The sequence below is a fragment of the Streptomyces flavotricini genome, assembly GCF_020639365.1.
GTDB lineage: Bacteria > Actinomycetota > Actinomycetes > Streptomycetales > Streptomycetaceae > Streptomyces > Streptomyces flavotricini.
Map to the genome: position 1 here is coordinate 5,454,421 of NZ_JAINUL010000001.1, position 14,748 is coordinate 5,469,168.

Annotated in this window: 13 protein-coding genes and 2 pseudogenes; 6 read left to right on the plus strand and 9 right to left on the minus strand. The window is 72.6% G+C overall.

Annotation, left to right across the window (positions count from 1 at the left end):
* Window positions 1-29 precede the first annotated feature (29 nt).
* Window positions 30-1,187 (plus strand): mannose-6-phosphate isomerase, class I, encoded by a 1,158-nt coding sequence (gene manA / locus K7B10_RS24805; RefSeq protein WP_229339220.1) that lies wholly within the window; start codon window positions 30-32, stop codon window positions 1,185-1,187.
* A 94-nt stretch (window positions 1,188-1,281) separates the two neighbouring features.
* Window positions 1,282-2,211: a cation diffusion facilitator family transporter gene (locus K7B10_RS24810; protein ID WP_229339221.1), complete on the plus strand. Its 930-nt coding sequence runs from the start codon at window positions 1,282-1,284 to the stop codon at window positions 2,209-2,211.
* A 110-nt stretch (window positions 2,212-2,321) separates the two neighbouring features.
* Here the strand turns inward: K7B10_RS24810 and K7B10_RS41655 are convergent.
* Window positions 2,322-2,528 (minus strand): annotated as a pseudogene (locus K7B10_RS41655) (PTS fructose transporter subunit IIB); the annotation flags it as partial.
* Window positions 2,529-2,702: 174 nt separating this feature from the next.
* Between K7B10_RS41655 and ahcY the strand changes: the two are divergent.
* Together ahcY and K7B10_RS24825 are read left to right on the plus strand one after the other, a co-directional pair.
* A complete protein-coding gene (gene ahcY, locus K7B10_RS24820) occupies window positions 2,703-4,139 on the plus strand; it encodes an adenosylhomocysteinase (protein WP_199813698.1) in 1,437 nt (478 codons plus the stop codon).
* A 128-nt stretch (window positions 4,140-4,267) separates the two neighbouring features.
* Window positions 4,268-4,888, plus strand: coding sequence for a hypothetical protein (locus K7B10_RS24825; protein WP_229339223.1), 621 nt, complete (start codon window positions 4,268-4,270; stop codon window positions 4,886-4,888).
* A gap of 28 nt (window positions 4,889-4,916) precedes the next feature.
* On the opposite strand, the gene K7B10_RS24830 is transcribed toward K7B10_RS24825, so the two are convergent.
* Both K7B10_RS24830 and K7B10_RS24835 read right to left on the minus strand, forming a co-directional pair.
* A complete protein-coding gene (locus K7B10_RS24830) occupies window positions 4,917-5,222 on the minus strand; it encodes a hypothetical protein (RefSeq protein ID WP_229339225.1) in 306 nt (101 codons plus the stop codon).
* A gap of 25 nt (window positions 5,223-5,247) precedes the next feature.
* Window positions 5,248-6,213: an RDD family protein gene (locus K7B10_RS24835; RefSeq protein ID WP_229339227.1), complete on the minus strand. Its 966-nt coding sequence runs from the start codon at window positions 6,211-6,213 to the stop codon at window positions 5,248-5,250.
* Between the two features lie 115 nt (window positions 6,214-6,328).
* Here K7B10_RS24835 and K7B10_RS24840 point away from each other — a divergent pair, with 115 nt between their 5' ends.
* Window positions 6,329-7,336 (plus strand): stage II sporulation protein M, encoded by a 1,008-nt coding sequence (locus K7B10_RS24840; protein WP_229339229.1) that lies wholly within the window; start codon window positions 6,329-6,331, stop codon window positions 7,334-7,336.
* A gap of 541 nt (window positions 7,337-7,877) precedes the next feature.
* Here K7B10_RS24840 and K7B10_RS24845 read toward each other — a convergent pair.
* The 6 genes and pseudogenes from K7B10_RS24845 to K7B10_RS24870 all read right to left on the minus strand — a co-directional run.
* Window positions 7,878-8,153, minus strand: a pseudogene (locus K7B10_RS24845) (Uma2 family endonuclease); the annotation flags it as partial.
* Between the two features lie 10 nt (window positions 8,154-8,163).
* Window positions 8,164-9,474: a DUF58 domain-containing protein gene (locus K7B10_RS24850; protein ID WP_229339233.1), complete on the minus strand. Its 1,311-nt coding sequence runs from the start codon at window positions 9,472-9,474 to the stop codon at window positions 8,164-8,166.
* A complete protein-coding gene (locus tag K7B10_RS24855; RefSeq protein ID WP_229339235.1) occupies window positions 9,474-10,436 on the minus strand; it encodes an AAA family ATPase in 963 nt (320 codons plus the stop codon). The genes K7B10_RS24850 and K7B10_RS24855 overlap by 1 nt, the downstream gene beginning before the upstream one ends.
* Window positions 10,433-11,839, minus strand: a complete 1,407-nt coding sequence (locus tag K7B10_RS24860; RefSeq protein ID WP_229339237.1) for a DUF4350 domain-containing protein — start codon at window positions 11,837-11,839, stop codon at window positions 10,433-10,435. Before K7B10_RS24860 ends, K7B10_RS24855 begins: the two co-directional genes overlap by 4 nt.
* A complete protein-coding gene (locus K7B10_RS24865; RefSeq protein ID WP_229339239.1) occupies window positions 11,836-12,516 on the minus strand; it encodes a DUF4129 domain-containing protein in 681 nt (226 codons plus the stop codon). Before K7B10_RS24865 ends, K7B10_RS24860 begins: the two co-directional genes overlap by 4 nt.
* Window positions 12,517-12,523: 7 nt before the next feature.
* Window positions 12,524-13,801: a hypothetical protein gene (locus K7B10_RS24870; protein WP_229339241.1), complete on the minus strand. Its 1,278-nt coding sequence runs from the start codon at window positions 13,799-13,801 to the stop codon at window positions 12,524-12,526.
* 233 nt (window positions 13,802-14,034) lie between these two features.
* Here K7B10_RS24870 and mtrA point away from each other — a divergent pair, with 233 nt between their 5' ends.
* Window positions 14,035-14,724, plus strand: coding sequence for a two-component system response regulator MtrA (mtrA, locus tag K7B10_RS24875; RefSeq protein WP_189973359.1), 690 nt, complete (start codon window positions 14,035-14,037; stop codon window positions 14,722-14,724).
* Window positions 14,725-14,748 lie beyond the last annotated feature (24 nt).

The following is a 14,748-nucleotide window of genomic DNA, read 5'->3' on the forward strand; positions in this document are numbered from 1 at the left end:
CGGCCCTTCATCCAGGAAGACGGACGAAGATGGACCGCCTGACGAATACGATCCGCCCTTACGCCTGGGGATCGACCACCGCGATCCCAGGGCTCCTCGGAGTCGAACCCACCGGGGAACCCCAGGCCGAGATGTGGATGGGCGCCCACCCCGGCGCCCCCTCCCGCCTCGACCGCGGCGCCGGCGTGACCACCCTCGCGGACGTCATCGCCGCCGACCCCGAGCGCGAGCTCGGCGCGGCCGCCGTCACCAAGTTCGGCCCCCGGCTGCCCTTCCTCCTCAAACTCCTCGCGGCCGGCGCCCCGCTCTCCCTCCAGGTCCACCCCGACCTGGAGCAGGCCGAGGCGGGCTACGCCGACGAGGAGTACCGCGGGATCCCGGCCGACGCGGCCCACCGCAACTACAAGGACCCCAACCACAAGCCCGAGATGATCTGCGCGCTCACCCCCTTCGACGGCCTGTGCGGCTTCCGCCCGCCGCTGGAGGCCGCCGGACTCCTCGAAGGCCTCGGCGTGGACTCGCTCAAGCCGTACGCCGACCTGCTGCGGGCCCACCCGGAGGAGGCGGCCCTGCGCGAGATGCTCACGGCCGTACTGACCGCGGACCGCGCCGAGATGGCCCGTACGGTCGCCGAGGCGGGCGCCGCGATCGAGCGGCTCGGGGGCCCGTACGCGCCCTACGCCCCGCTCGTCCACCACTTCCCGGGCGACCCGGGAGTGATCGCGGCCATGCTGCTCAACCACGTACGACTCCAGCCCGGTGAGGCGATGTTCCTCGGCGCCGGAGTGCCGCACGCCTACCTCGACGGCCTCGGCGTGGAGCTGCTGGCCAACTCCGACAACGTGCTGCGCGCCGGGCTCACCCCCAAACACGTGGACGTGCCCGAACTCCTGAAGATCGTCCGCTTCGAGCCCGGCGACCCGGCCGTGCAGCGCCCCGAGGGCAACGGCGAGGAGGTCTACGAGAGTCCCGTCGACGAATTCCGGCTCTCCCGCTTCGTCCTGGCCCCCGGCGCCGCCCCCCACCTCCTCCCCGACGCCGCCCCGCAGATCCTGCTCTGCACGGCGGGCCGCCCGAAGGCCGGTGAACTGGCGCTGTCCCCCGGTGAGTCGGTCTTCGTCCCGGCCGGCGAAAAGGTCGAACTGTCCGGTATCGGTACTGTTTTCCGGGCCACCGTGTCGGTGTGAACGTGGCGTCCGCCGCTACGGCTGCAACAATGTGCCGCCGTAGCGCGGCGCCCCGGGCCGGGGCGCCGTACCGAGGAAGGGACTCCGAAAACCCATGAGCGCGTCAGGCGGTACCAGGGCGATCGTGGCGGCACTCGCCGCCAACCTCGCCATCGCTGTAGCCAAGTTCGTGGCCTGGTTCTTCAGCGGCTCGTCGTCGATGCTCGCGGAAAGCGTCCACTCACTGGCCGACTCCGGCAACCAGGGGCTGCTGCTCCTCGGAGGCAAGAAGGCCCAGCGCGAGGCGACGCCGGAACACCCCTTCGGGTACGGGCGCGAACGCTACATCTACGCCTTCCTCGTCTCCATCGTGCTCTTCACCGTCGGCGGCATGTTCGCCATCTACGAGGGCGTCGAGAAGGTCCAGCACCCGCACCCCATCGAGGCCTGGTACTGGCCGATCGGCGTGCTCGTCTTCGCCATCATCGCCGAGAGCTTCTCCTTCAAGACGGCGATCAAGGAGTCGAACGAGATCCGCGGCTCCCTGTCGTGGAGCCAGTTCATCAAGCGCGCCAAGGCCCCCGAGCTTCCGGTGGTCCTGCTGGAGGACTTCGGCGCGCTCGTCGGCCTGGTCCTCGCCCTCGGCGGCGTCGGCCTCGCGCTGGCGACCGGCAACGGCGTCTGGGACGGCATCGGCACCCTCTGCATCGGCACCCTGCTGCTCGTCATCGCGGTCGTGCTGGCGGCCGAGACCAAGTCCCTGCTGCTCGGCGAGGCCGCCGGCACGGAGGACGTCGAGAAGATCAAGGCCGCGCTCGTCGACGGCGACGTGGTCACCCGCGTCATCCACATGCGCACCCTGCACCTCGGTCCCGAGGAGCTCCTGGTCGCCGCGAAGATCGCCGTCGAGGGCGACGACACGGCGACCCAGGTGGCGGACGCGATCAACGCCGCCGAGGCCCGGATCCGCGAGGCGGTCCCGATCGCCCGCGTGATCTACCTGGAGCCGGACATCTACAAGGCGGAAGCCGCCGCGCAGGGCTGACGCCGCCCCCGCACCACGCACGAAGGCCCCCGCCGCGCGCAGACCGCGCCGGGCGGGGGCCTTCTCCGTTGCCGATGACGTAGATGAAGCCCGCGCCCGCCTTCGAGTCGTACAACGCCCTCGGCGCCGATGGAGCCCTGCGTCTCCACCTTCATGTCGATGCCGAGGCGGGCTGCGGCCTGCTGGAGCTTCTCGGCGGCCATGTACGTGTGCGCGATCCCGGTGGGGCACGCGGTCACGGCGACTGAAACGGCCCGGCGGACGGCCCGGTTCGGCGGCGAGTTCTTCCCCGGCCCCCTGGGGCCCGCTCGGCCGATCGGTGTAGATTCGTCATCAGTGTCAGGCGTCGCTGCTGATGGCGGTCGGGCGGTCTCCGTGACCGGCCGAGGGGAGAGAGGACCCCCGACGGACTGAGTGCCCGGTGCACCGCCCGCACAGGCGATGCGCGCCTCAGCCGTACCCACCCTCTCGACCCATGAGGAGCAGCACCCATGGACTTCAAGGTCGCCGACCTTTCCCTCGCCGCCTTCGGCCGCAAGGAGATCACCCTCGCCGAGCACGAGATGCCCGGCCTGATGTCGATCCGCCGCGAGTACGCCGCGGCCCAGCCCCTGGCCGGCGCCCGCATCACCGGCTCGCTGCACATGACCGTGCAGACCGCCGTCCTGATCGAGACCCTGGTCGCCCTCGGCGCCGACGTCCGCTGGGCCTCCTGCAACATCTTCTCCACCCAGGACCACGCGGCCGCCGCCATCGCGGTCGGCCCGAACGGCACCCCGGAGAACCCGCAGGGCGTTCCCGTGTTCGCCTGGAAGGGCGAGACGCTGGAGGAGTACTGGTGGTGCACGGAGCAGGCGCTGACCTGGCCGAACACCCCCACCGGCGGCCCGAACATGATCCTCGACGACGGTGGTGACGCCACCCTCCTCGTCCACAAGGGCGTCGAGTTCGAGAAGGCCGGCTCCGCCCCGGACCCGTCCACGGCGGACTCCGAGGAGTACGGCCACATCCTCACCCTGCTGAACCGCACCCTCGGCGAGACCCCGCAGAAGTGGACGCAGCTCGCGTCCGAGATCCGCGGCGTCACCGAGGAGACCACCACCGGTGTCCACCGCCTGTACGAGATGATGGCCGAGGGCACCCTGCTCTTCCCGGCGATCAACGTCAACGACGCGGTCACCAAGTCGAAGTTCGACAACAAGTACGGCTGCCGCCACTCCCTCATCGACGGCATCAACCGCGCCACCGACGTCCTCATCGGCGGCAAGGTCGCCGTCGTCTTCGGCTACGGCGACGTCGGCAAGGGCTGCGCCGAGTCGCTCCGAGGCCAGGGCGCCCGCGTCATCGTCACCGAGATCGACCCGATCTGCGCGCTCCAGGCGGCCATGGACGGCTTCCAGGTCGCGACGCTGGACGACGTCGTCGAGACGGCCGACATCTTCATCACGACCACGGGCAACAAGGACATCATCATGGCCGCCGACATGGCCAAGATGAAGCACCAGGCGATCGTGGGCAACATCGGCCACTTCGACAACGAGATCGACATGGCCGGCCTGGCCAAGGTCGAGGGCATCGTCAAGGACGAGGTCAAGCCGCAGGTCCACACCTGGAAGTTCCCCGACGGCAAGGTCCTGATCGTCCTCTCCGAGGGCCGTCTGCTGAACCTGGGCAACGCGACCGGCCACCCGTCGTTCGTGATGTCGAACTCCTTCGCGGACCAGACCCTGGCCCAGATCGAGCTCTTCACCAAGCCCTCGGAGTACCCGACCGACGTCTACGTGCTGCCCAAGCACCTCGACGAGAAGGTCGCCCGCCTCCACCTGGACGCCCTCGGCGTCAAGCTGACCACCCTCCGCAAGGAGCAGGCCGACTACATCGGCGTCAAGGTCGAGGGCCCGTACAAGCCGGACCACTACCGCTACTGATCCCGCACCGGTTCCCGCGGATCCGCAGCACCGAGCAGGCCCCCGGCACGTACGCCGGGGGCCTGCCCCATGAGCACGACCCGTACGACCCGTACGCCCCGGTACGACGCACGCAAGGACGGCACCCCATGCCCCGCGGCCGCTACTCGCTCCACGACCCGCACGACCACACGCCCCTCGGCGAGGAGCACTTCCACTGCGCGCCCGGCCCGTCCGGCTGGCGCTACGTCTCCCAGCTCACCGGCCCGGACGGCGACCACCGCGGCTCGGTCGACCTGGCGATCGACGAGCTCGGCCGCCCCATCCGCCTCGAAGCCAACGCTTCGAGCTGGCAGGTCCGCGGCGCAGCCATCGACGGGGTCACCTGGGTGCGCTCCGACCCCGCCGGCGCCGAGGCCACCGAGGGCAACGTCCCCGCCGCGGGCTTCACCGGCACCTCGCCGGCCTTCCTCGTCGCGACGGCCCGCCTGCTGCGGCTGACCCCCGGCGCCCCCGCGACCCGGGTCCGGCTCGTCGCGCTCACCGACCCGGTGCTGGCGCCCCGTACGGTCGACCAGGCCTGGGCGCTGCGGGGACGCGCCGAGCACGCCACGGACAGCGGACCGCTCGTGGTGGACGAGTACCAGGTCACCGCACTGGACACGGGCGAGGTCCACACGGTCCACATCGCGGGGGACGTGGTCCTCGCGGCCCCCGGCATCGAGCTGGAGCACCTGGAGACCCCGCCCTCGGCCTTCCCCGAGGACTGACGTCCCCGTCCGGTTCCCCGGCCCCGCGTCAGCGCTGCTCGTCGGGGTGGCTCCACTCGACCGCGCACGTCGCCGCGGGCGCGGCCTCCTTCGCGTACCAGGCGACGGACTTCTCGAACTCCGGGCACCACAGGTGGGCGCGGCTGACGGAGACCGGGAAGTCGGTCCCGCCGGTGACGACGTGCCGGCCGCCCTCCGTCCGGACACCGATGCTCACCTGGCCGCCGATGGCCTCGTCCCGCATCAGCTCCCGGAGCTCCTCGACGACCGCCCGGGCCCGGCCCTCGTCCTCGATGCCCGTGACGCGGAAGGTGAATGAGATGTTCGCCGACATGCGGTGCAGGCTAGGCGATCACCGGTCAGGCCGGGGGCGCGAACCCGGTCGCGGGCCGCGGCGGCACGGGAGCCGCCGGAGCGGGCGCGGCGGGCGTCCCGCCCGCGAGCGGGGCCGGAGCCGGCCGACCCGAGTGCGGTACGGCCGCAGGCGCGTACGCCCCGGGAGCCGGGTGCCCCCACGCGGGCGGCATCCCCGCAGACGAACCCGGCAGGCCGGCCACCGCCCCGGGCACCCCGTGACCGGCACCGAAGGCGCGGGCCGCGTCGCGGGACTGCCGCTCGTGCACCACCGCCATCAGGAACGCGGGAGCCGGCACCCCCACCGGCGGCGGAGCTCCCGTGCGCGCCACCAGATCATCGGCGAGCCGCACCGCCATCGCGGCGCCCACCTGCGGGTCCAGCTGGTTCATCCGCGTCAGGTACTGCCGTATCGCCAGCCACAGGCCGTCCGGCACGGCCGACAGGTCCAGCCCCGAGAACCGCCCGGCCAGCCAGGGCGGCGGAGGCGGCACCGGCATCACCCGCGCCCCCGGCACCCGCTCCCGTACGACCAGCGCCCCCGCGAACACGTCCCCCAGCCGCCGGCCCCGAGCCGAGACCAGCGAGGCGATGCAGGCGATGGCACCGAAGGTGGCCAGCAGTTCCACGACCCCCATCGCACCGCGCACCAGCGCGTGCCGGAACCGGATCGGCCCCCCGTCGTCGCGTACGACGCGCAGCCCGCAGGCGAGCTTGCCGAGCGAGCGCCCGTGGGACAGCGTCTCCACCGCGATCGGTATGCCGACCAGCACCAGGAGGAAGCTCGCCACCGACACCGCGGCCTGCGCGGCCGGATCCAGCGAGGCGGTCGCGAGGGTCAGCCCGATCGAGATGAGCAGGTACCCGGTGAGGTAGACGAGCAGGTCGAGAAGGATCGCCAGGGCCCGGCTCGGCAGTCTCGCCGGCCGCAACCCCAGGACGACCGCGTCCCCCGTCACCAGATCGCTCACCCTGCACACCTTTCCCGTGACCGGACCCGCCCCTTGAGGCATCCAGTCTGCCAAGCTGACCACGGTAGAAGTAGGCGGAAGCAGGCAGGTCCTGGGGCAGGGGAGCGGTAACCGGATGGATCTCGACGTCTTCGTGACGGCCCACCGGGCGGAATGGGACCGCCTGGAACAGCTCCTCGGCCGCGGCCGCCGGCTGACCGGCGCCGAGGCGGACGAGCTCGTCGCCCTGTACCAGCGGGCCTCCACGCACCTGTCGCTGATCCAGTCCAGCACCCCGGACCCGATGCTCACGGGCCGCCTGACGCAGCTCGTGGCCCGCGCCCGCGCCACCGTGACCGGTGCCCGCAAGGCCGGGTGGCGCGATGCGGCCCGCTTCTTCACCGAGGGCTTCCCGGCCGCCGTCTACCGCAGCCGCCGCTGGTGGATACCGACGGCCCTGATCTCCACGGCGGTCGGCGTCCTGCTCGGATGGTGGATAGCCACGCATCCCGAGGTCCAGGGCGCCATCGCGGCCCCGGAGGACCTGAAGGCGCTCACGAAGCCGGGCGGCGGGTACGAGACGTACTACTCCAGCAACCCGGCGGGTTCCTTCGCCGCCCAGGTCTGGACGAACAACGCCCAGGCGGCGGCGGTCTGCCTGGTCCTGGGTGCGTTCCTGGGGATACCGGTGCTGTGGATCCTCTTCGTGAACATGCTCAACCTCGGCACGGGCATCGGCCTGATGGCCTCGGCAGGCCGCCTCGATGTCTTCCTCGGCCTGATCCTGCCGCACGGCCTGCTAGAGCTGACGGCGGTCTTCGTGGCCGCGGGCACGGGCCTGCGCCTCGGCTGGACGGTCGTCGACCCGGGCCCGCGCACCCGCCGGGCCGCCCTCGCCGAGCAGGGCCGCGCCGCGCTGGGCATGGCGATCGGACTGGCGGTGGTGCTGTTCGTATCGGGCCTGATCGAGGGCTTCGTGACTCCGTCAGGCCTCCCGACCTGGGCCCGCGTCACGATCGGCGTCGCCGCCGAGGTCCTGTTCCTGACGTACGTCTACGTCCTCGGCGGGCGGGCCGCGCGCGCAGGTGAGGCGGGCGATGTGGAAGCAGCAGACCAGACGGCCTCGCTGCCCACGGCGGCCTGATGTGCGTCGGACCCCGTTCAGCTGCTAGTCTCCTGGTCGTCCCGCAGCGACTGTTGACACCGTCGCCGTGGGGAGGTAGATTCGAACGGTTGCCTCGAACTGGACAAGTTCGGCAGTGATGGTTTAAAGTCTCTCTCGCCCCCAACAGGAATTGAATTCCAGTGGGGCACAATCGACTCCTCATTCAGGAATCTGAAGCCGGGAAATCCGGTGGAAAACTTCTGATAGAGTCGGAAACGCCGGAAAGGGAAAACGCGAAAGCGAAGAACCTGGAAAGCAAGCGGAACTGACTCTGATAGAGTCGGAAACGCAAGAACGAAGAACGAAAGCCCGGAGGAAAGCCCCAGCAAGTGTTGCTGAGGGTGAGTACAAAGGAAGCGTCCGTTCCTTGAGAACTCAACAGCGTGCCAAAAGGGGGGACCCTGTGGGAGAGTAGGACGCCGCCGAACAATCATTGTGGGAAAGCCCCGCACCTTATGGTGCGGGGCTTTTCTGCGTTCTGGGCCCGTTTGGAGTGGAAGCAGTCCGGCTCCGCTTTTTCTCACCAGTCGGCGGGGTGGCTCCTGAGGCTGGCGGTATCGAGCGTCCAGCGGCCGGCGGTGACGGTGTCCCCGAACACGTAGGGGACCTTCTTGCGGTAGCGGGTGCCGTCGGGTCCCTCCGAGGGGTCGCCGTGCAACGTGACGGTCTTCTTGTCCTTGCGGGGGTCCACGACGACGTACAGAGGGGCACCCATGCGGGGGTAGTCGTGCCGCTTGTCGCGGATGTCGGTGAGGGAATTCGTACGGGAGGCGACCTCCACCACCATCAGGACATCGCGGGACGGCCTAGAGGCGGCCTGCGGATTTCAGGGACAGGTAGGCGTCGGCCAGGGCCGGGGCCAGGGTGTCCGGGGTGGCATCGACCACGTGGACTCCGTGGCGGGACAGCTGGTCCGCGGTGCGGCGGCGGCTGGCCTGGGACTGGGTGCCGGCCGCGGCCTCGTAGACCGCGTCCAGCGTGCCGCGGGACCGGGTCATCTCCTCGACGCGGGGGTCCGCCACCGAGGCCAGCAGGACCGTGTGGCGCTGAGTGAGGAGGGGGAGGAGCGGGAGCAGGCCTTCCTCGGTCGGGGCTGCGTCCAGGCCCGTCAGCAGGACCACCAGGGACCGGCGCGGGGCGTTGCGCAGGATCGTCGAGACCAGCGAGCGGGCGTCGGTCTCGACGAGTTCCGGTTCCAGCGTGGCCATGGCGTTGACGAAGGCGGGCAGGACGTCGCCGGCCGCGCGGCCCTGGACCTGCGCGCGGGTGCGGCGGTCGTGGGCCAGCAGGTCGACCCGGTCGCCGGCGCGGGAGGCGAGGGCGGCCAGCAGCAGGGCCGCGTCCATGGCCGAGTCCAGGCGGGGGGCGTCGCCGACGCGGCCCGCCGACGTACGGCCGGTGTCCAGGCAGATCAGGATGTGCCGGTCGCGTTCCGGACGCCAGGTGCGGACGGCGACCTTGTGCCGGCGGGCGGTGGCCCGCCAGTCGATGGAGCGGGTGTCGTCGCCGGGAACGTAGTCGCGGAGGCTGTCGAACTCGGTGCCCTCGCCGCGGGTCAGGACGCTCGTACGGCCGTCCAGTTCGCGCAGGCGCGCCAGGCGCGAGGGGAGGTGCTTGCGGCTGGTGAAGGGCGGCAGGACCCGGACCGTCCAGGGGACGGTGTGGGTGCCCTGGCGGGTGAGCAGGCCGAGCGGCCCGTACGAGCGGACCGTCACGCGGTCGGCCCGCCGGTCTCCGCGCCGCGTGGGGAGCAGCCGGGTGGTGATCCGGCGGCGTTCCCCGGCCGGGATCGCGAGGGTGTGTCGGGAGGCGCCGGTCTCGGTGCCCGGGAGCCAGCTGCTGGGGGGCCAGGCGTCGCGGATCCGGGCGCGCAGGGGGCGGGCCCCCGGGTTGGCGACCGTGAGGTGGACCTCGGCGGGCTCGCCCAGACGGACGGAGGTGTCACCCGACCGGGTGAAGATGAGGCTTCGGACCGGCGCCGCGAGGGCGTAGTCGACGGCGCAGGCCAGACCGAGGGCGCCGTTGACGGCGAGCATCCCCGTCCAGCTCGGTTCGAGGATGCCCACGGGGAGGCTGCCGAGGGCCGCCAGCAGGGCGGCGCGTCCGGTGAGGGCCATCAGCGGGGGACGGGGACGTGGGACAGGGTCGCGGTGATGACGGCGTCGGCCGTGACCCCTTCCATCTCGGCCTCCGGGCGCAGCTGCACGCGGTGGCGCAGGGTCGGCAGGGCGAGGGCCTTGACGTCGTCGGGGGTGACGTAGTCGCGGCCGGTGAGCCAGGCCCAGGCGCGGGCGGTGGCCAGCAGGGCGGTCGCGCCGCGCGGGGAGACGCCGAGGGTGAGGGACGGCGATTCGCGGGTGGCGCGGCAGACGTCGACGACGTACCCGGCGATCTCCGGGGAGACGGACACCTTGGCGACGGCCTCGCGGGCGGCTTCGAGGTCGGCCGGACCGGCGACGGGGCGCAGGCCCGCGGCGTGGAGGTCGCGGGGGTTGAAGCCGGCCGCGTGCCGGGTCAGTACGCCGATCTCGTCCTCGCGGGAGGGGAGGGGCACGGTGAGCTTGAGGAGGAAGCGGTCGAGCTGGGCCTCGGGGAGGGGGTAAGTGCCCTCGTACTCGACGGGGTTCATCGTGGCCGCGACGAGGAACGGCTCGGGCAGCTTGCGCGGGGTGCCGTCGACGGTGACCTGGCGCTCCTCCATGGCCTCCAGGAGGGAGGACTGGGTCTTGGGCGGGGTCCGGTTGATCTCGTCCGCGAGGAGGAGGTTGGTGAAGACCGGGCCGTTCTGGAAGGAGAACTCGGCGGTGCGGGCGTCGTAGACGAGCGAGCCGGTGACGTCGCTGGGCATCAGGTCCGGGGTGAACTGGACGCGCTTGGTGTCGAGTTCGAGGGAGGCGGCGAGGGCCCGCACGAGGAGGGTCTTGGCGACGCCCGGAACGCCTTCGAGGAGGACGTGGCCGCGGCACAGCAGGGCGACGACGAGACCGGTGACGGCCGAGTCCTGGCCGACGACGGCCTTTCCGATCTCGGTGCGGATCGCTTCCAGGGCGGAGCGGGCGCTGTCCGTGGTGGCCGTCATGAGGTGCGGACCTCTCTTTCGAGGGCGTCGAGGTGGTCGGCGAGCGCGACGAGCGCCGCGTCGGTGGCGGGTGTGGTGCCGAAGAGGAGGGCGGTCAGGTCCTGCTGCCGCTCCGTCAGGCGGCCGGATACGGCGGGGAGCAGGGCCGCGGGGTCGTGGGCCTGGGCGGGCGGTACGCCGACCAGGGCGGCCAGGCGTTCGCGGGCGGCGGCGCGCAGCACGGTGGCGGCGCGGTCGCGGGCGCCGGCCTTGCGGTAGAGACGGGCGCGGCCCTCGGTGGTCTCGGAGGCGCGGATGGCGACGGGCAGCTTCTCGGTGACGAGGGGGCCGAGCCGGCGGGCGCGCCAGAGGGCGGCGAGGGCGGCGGCGACGAAGAGCTGGAGGAAGGCCCAGCTCCAGCCGTGGGGGAGGAGGTCGAGGAAGCTCTGCTCCTGGGCGGGGTCCTCGTCCTGGGCGTCGGCGAGGGAGGGCAGGTACCAGACGAGGTCGGGGCGGGAGCCGAGGAGTTGGAGGGCGAGGGAGGCGTTGCCCTCGGAGGCGAGCTTCCTGTTGAGGAGGATCGTCTCGGAGCCGAGGAGGACGGTGTCGCCGCCGGTGGTGCCGGTGGGGAGGACGAGGAGGGTGGGGTGGCCGCCGCTGGGGTAGCAGGCGGTGCCGGTGGCTCCGTCGGTGGTGTAGCGGTGCTCGCCGCCGGTGCCGGCGCGGCCGGCGGAGACGGCGGCGGGCAGGGCGCAGCCGGGGTCGAGGTCCTGGTCGAGGGCGGTGCCCTTGGTGCGGGCGGCGGGGGCCAGGTCGGGGAGGCTGGGGCTGCCGGGGGCGAGCAGGACGGTGCGGCCGCCGGAGAGGTCGATGGCGGAGCGGATGGCGCGCAGCTGGCTCTCGCCGAGCAGGTCGGGGTTGGTGACCAGCAGGGTGGTGTCGGGGCCGGCCGCGGCTGCGGCTTCGCGGGCGGTGGTGACGACGCGGGTGGTGACTCCGCGGGCCTGGAGGAGTTCGGCCACGGCCCGGCTGCCGTCGGGGTCGGCGGAGCGGGGGTCGAGCCGGCCGTGCCGGCTGCCGGACGCGAGGGCGGCGAGCGTGACGGCGGCGACGAGCAGGATGCCGAGGCAGATCAGGAAGCCTCGGCCCCGGCGCCACAGGGCGGCGGGTGTGGCGGCGGGGGCTGCCGTCCGGGTGGCTGCGCCGGGGGCGGTGCGCGGCGCCGGGTCGCCGGGGCTCGTACGGGGCAGGCCGTTGCCCGCGGCGGCGGACGGGGCCCGGACGCCGTCCGGGCCGGGTGCGCCGGGTGGCGGGGTGTCGGCCGGGGGCGCGCCGTGGCGTGCGCCGGGCGGCGCGGGGGTGTGCGGGGCCGGGCGGGGTGCGTCGGCGGCGGTGTCCGGGGTGCTCGGGTCCGGGGCCGTCATGACGGGGTGCCCGTCAGGAGGGGCTTCGTCCGGGTCAGGGCGAGGTCCAGGGTGCGCAGGTGGGCGTACATCTCGGCGTTGGCGGTGCGGCCGCCGTACGTGACGTCGTCGAAGGCGCGGGCCGCCGTGCGGAGGGCTTCGGCGTGGTCCGGGAGGGAGGCGGCGGCTTCGGCGGCGGCCTCGTCGGCGGTGCGGCCGGGGCGCGGGTCGAGGAGGGTGCGCTCCTCCAGGGAGCGGACGACCGCCCGCATGCGTTCCTGGACGGCCGCGGTCCAGCGGCCCTCGGCGGCGTACGCCTCGGCGGCGGTGCGGTGGTCGGCGGCGCTGCGCAGGCCGTCGCCGAACAGGGCGGCCGCGGCGGTGGCGGTCCGGCGGGGGGAGCCGAGCCGCCACCACAGGGCGGCGATGCCCAGGAGGACCAGGGCGGCGATCGCGACCAGGCCCAGGGTGCCGCCGGGGGTGGCGCCCGAGGCGTGGTCGAAGAGGTTGCCGACCCACTCCCAGAACCGGTCCAGGGCGCGCTGGAGCAGCCCCGGGTCGTCCTGGTGGTACAGCGGCTTGGACAGCTCGCGTTCGGCCGCCTCGCGGGCGGGACCGCGCGGTGTCGTCACCGGTGGTTCCTCCGCGGTCGGCAGGAGCGCCGCGGAGCGTGTGATGAGGCCCCCCGTACTCATCATCGGCGCATCAGCCCCCGGTCGGCGGTGCGGCCGGGTGCGATCCGTAGTTCTCCAGGCCCGCCGCCCGGGCGAGCTCCAGGTCGAGGGCTTCGCGGCGGATGCGCTGGTCGACGTAGAGGAGGACGGTGACGCCCGACTGGATCGGCATGGTGATGGTCTGCGCGATGACGGCGCCGACCGCCGAGAGGATGAGCGCGGCCCAGCCGGTGGCGGCGGTGCCGTTCTCCAGGCCCGTCACTCCGCCGTCGGCGAGGCCGATCGCGAGCCCGACGGCTGTCAGCGGCCAGACGATGATGGCGGAGACGAAGGTGGTGATGAGGCCGGTCAGGGCGGTGATGCCGAAGATGCGCCACCAGGAGCCCTGGACGAGCCGCGAGGAGCGGCGCAGCGAGGTGGCCACGCTGCTCTTCTCCAGCATCAGGGCGGGCGAGGCCAGGCTGAACTTGATCCCGAGCCAGAGGACGAGCGGGAGGGCGGCGAAGCCGCCGAGGATGCCGAGGCCGAGGCTGCCCAGGGCGATGCCGGGCAGGAGCAGGACGCCGACGAGGGCGGCGCCGCCGATGCCGAGCAGGAGGGTCAGCCCGAGCAGGCGGAGCAGCTGGGGGCGGGCCTCGCGCCAGGCGGTGCCGATCGTGGAGCTGTGGCCGAGCACGGCCCGGCTGAAGATCATGGTGACCATGGCGGTGGCCACGATGGTGCCGATGAGCTGGATGAACCCGTTGGCGACCAGGGCGAGCATGCTGCCGCCGAGGGTGTCGACGAGTTCCCGCAGGCTCGCCTCGTCGCCGGAGGTGACGGGCAGGTCGGAGAGCGTGTACTTCTGCACGATCACGCTGATGACCTGGACGACGGTGGCCACGACCAGGGTGATCGGCAGGACCGAGCGCCAGTGGCTGCGCACGGTGGCGACGGCGCCGTCGAGGATCTCGCCCAGGTCCAGGGGGCGCAGCGGGATCACGCCGGGCTTGGCGGCCGGGGGCTTGCCCCACTGGCCGGGGGCGGCGGGGTGGCCGTACGGGCCGCCCTGCGGGCCCTGCGGGCCGCCGTACGATCCCCAGCCCGTGCCCGGCTGCGGCTGCTGTGGCTGCTGCTGCGGGGTCTGGGGTGCCTGGGGGCTGCCGGGGCTGGACCACTCGCCGGGCGGCGGCTGCTCGGCGGACCACTTCGGCCCGCCGGCGGGGGGCGGCTGCGCGCCCTCGGCGGCGCCCTGGCCGTCGGGGGTGCCGGACCGCTCGCCGTCGGACGGGGAGGGTCCGGGCGCGGCCCAGCCCGGAGAGTCGTTCATCGTCGCTCCTTCACGTGCACTGCGGGGGCGGGGCCCGTTCGGCTGCCATCGTGCCACGTGGGAACGTTGAGCGGACCGGCCGTACCCCCCGGATCTCCGGCAGCCCGCGCCTTCAATTGTCGCCCCGATCCGGGGCAGACTGGTCGCGCTGATCTCCACGCAGGTCCGAGGGTCGATTTCCAGCCCTTTTGGCTGTGGGACAGCTCACCGCCGGGTAACGATTGGCTAATGGGATGATGTCAAGCATGAAGGGACGAGTCCTTGTCGTCGACGACGACACCGCGCTGGCCGAGATGCTCGGCATTGTGCTGCGTGGAGAAGGTTTTGAGCCGTCGTTCGTAGCTGACGGTGACAAGGCGCTGGCTGCCTTCCGCGAGGCGAAGCCGGATCTCGTGCTGCTCGACCTCATGCTTCCCGGTCGGGACGGCATAGAGGTCTGCAGGCTGATCCGGGCCGAATCGGGCGTGCCGATCGTCATGCTCACCGCGAAGAGCGACACGGTGGACGTGGTCGTGGGCCTGGAGTCCGGGGCCGACGACTACATCGTCAAGCCGTTCAAGCCGAAGGAGCTGGTCGCCCGTATCCGAGCCCGCCTGCGCCGGTCGGAGGAGCCCGCGCCCGAGCAGCTGGCCATCGGTGACCTGGTCATCGACGTGGCCGGGCACTCGGTCAAGCGCGACGGCGCCTCGATCGCCCTGACCCCGCTCGAGTTCGACCTGCTGGTCGCCCTCGCGCGCAAGCCCTGGCAGGTGTTCACCCGCGAGGTGCTGCTGGAGCAGGTCTGGGGCTACCGGCACGCGGCGGACACCCGCCTGGTCAACGTGCATGTGCAGCGGCTGCGCTCCAAGGTCGAGAAGGACCCGGAGCGCCCCGAGATCGTCGTGACGGTGCGCGGTGTCGGCTACAAGGCCGGACCGAGCTGACGTGCCGCCCGGCAAGCCCCGCAG

Excerpts from the sequence above, each read along its gene's own strand:
- manA (WP_229339220.1), top strand. The coding sequence starts at position 30 with ATGGACCGCCTGACGAATACGATCCGCCCTTACGCCTGGGGATCGACC.
- K7B10_RS24810 (WP_229339221.1), top strand. The coding sequence starts at position 1,282 with ATGAGCGCGTCAGGCGGTACCAGGGCGATCGTGGCGGCACTCGCCGCC.
- ahcY (WP_199813698.1), top strand. The coding sequence starts at position 2,703 with ATGGACTTCAAGGTCGCCGACCTTTCCCTCGCCGCCTTCGGCCGCAAG.
- K7B10_RS24825 (WP_229339223.1), top strand. The coding sequence starts at position 4,268 with ATGCCCCGCGGCCGCTACTCGCTCCACGACCCGCACGACCACACGCCC.
- K7B10_RS24830 (WP_229339225.1), bottom strand. The coding sequence starts at position 5,222 with ATGTCGGCGAACATCTCATTCACCTTCCGCGTCACGGGCATCGAGGAC.
- K7B10_RS24840 (WP_229339229.1), top strand. The coding sequence starts at position 6,329 with ATGGATCTCGACGTCTTCGTGACGGCCCACCGGGCGGAATGGGACCGC.
- K7B10_RS24850 (WP_229339233.1), bottom strand. The coding sequence starts at position 9,474 with ATGGCCCTCACCGGACGCGCCGCCCTGCTGGCGGCCCTCGGCAGCCTC.
- K7B10_RS24855 (WP_229339235.1), bottom strand. The coding sequence starts at position 10,436 with ATGACGGCCACCACGGACAGCGCCCGCTCCGCCCTGGAAGCGATCCGC.
- K7B10_RS24860 (WP_229339237.1), bottom strand. The coding sequence starts at position 11,839 with ATGACGGCCCCGGACCCGAGCACCCCGGACACCGCCGCCGACGCACCC.
- K7B10_RS24865 (WP_229339239.1), bottom strand. The coding sequence starts at position 12,516 with ATGATGAGTACGGGGGGCCTCATCACACGCTCCGCGGCGCTCCTGCCG.
- K7B10_RS24870 (WP_229339241.1), bottom strand. The coding sequence starts at position 13,801 with ATGAACGACTCTCCGGGCTGGGCCGCGCCCGGACCCTCCCCGTCCGAC.
- mtrA (WP_189973359.1), top strand. The coding sequence starts at position 14,035 with ATGATGTCAAGCATGAAGGGACGAGTCCTTGTCGTCGACGACGACACC.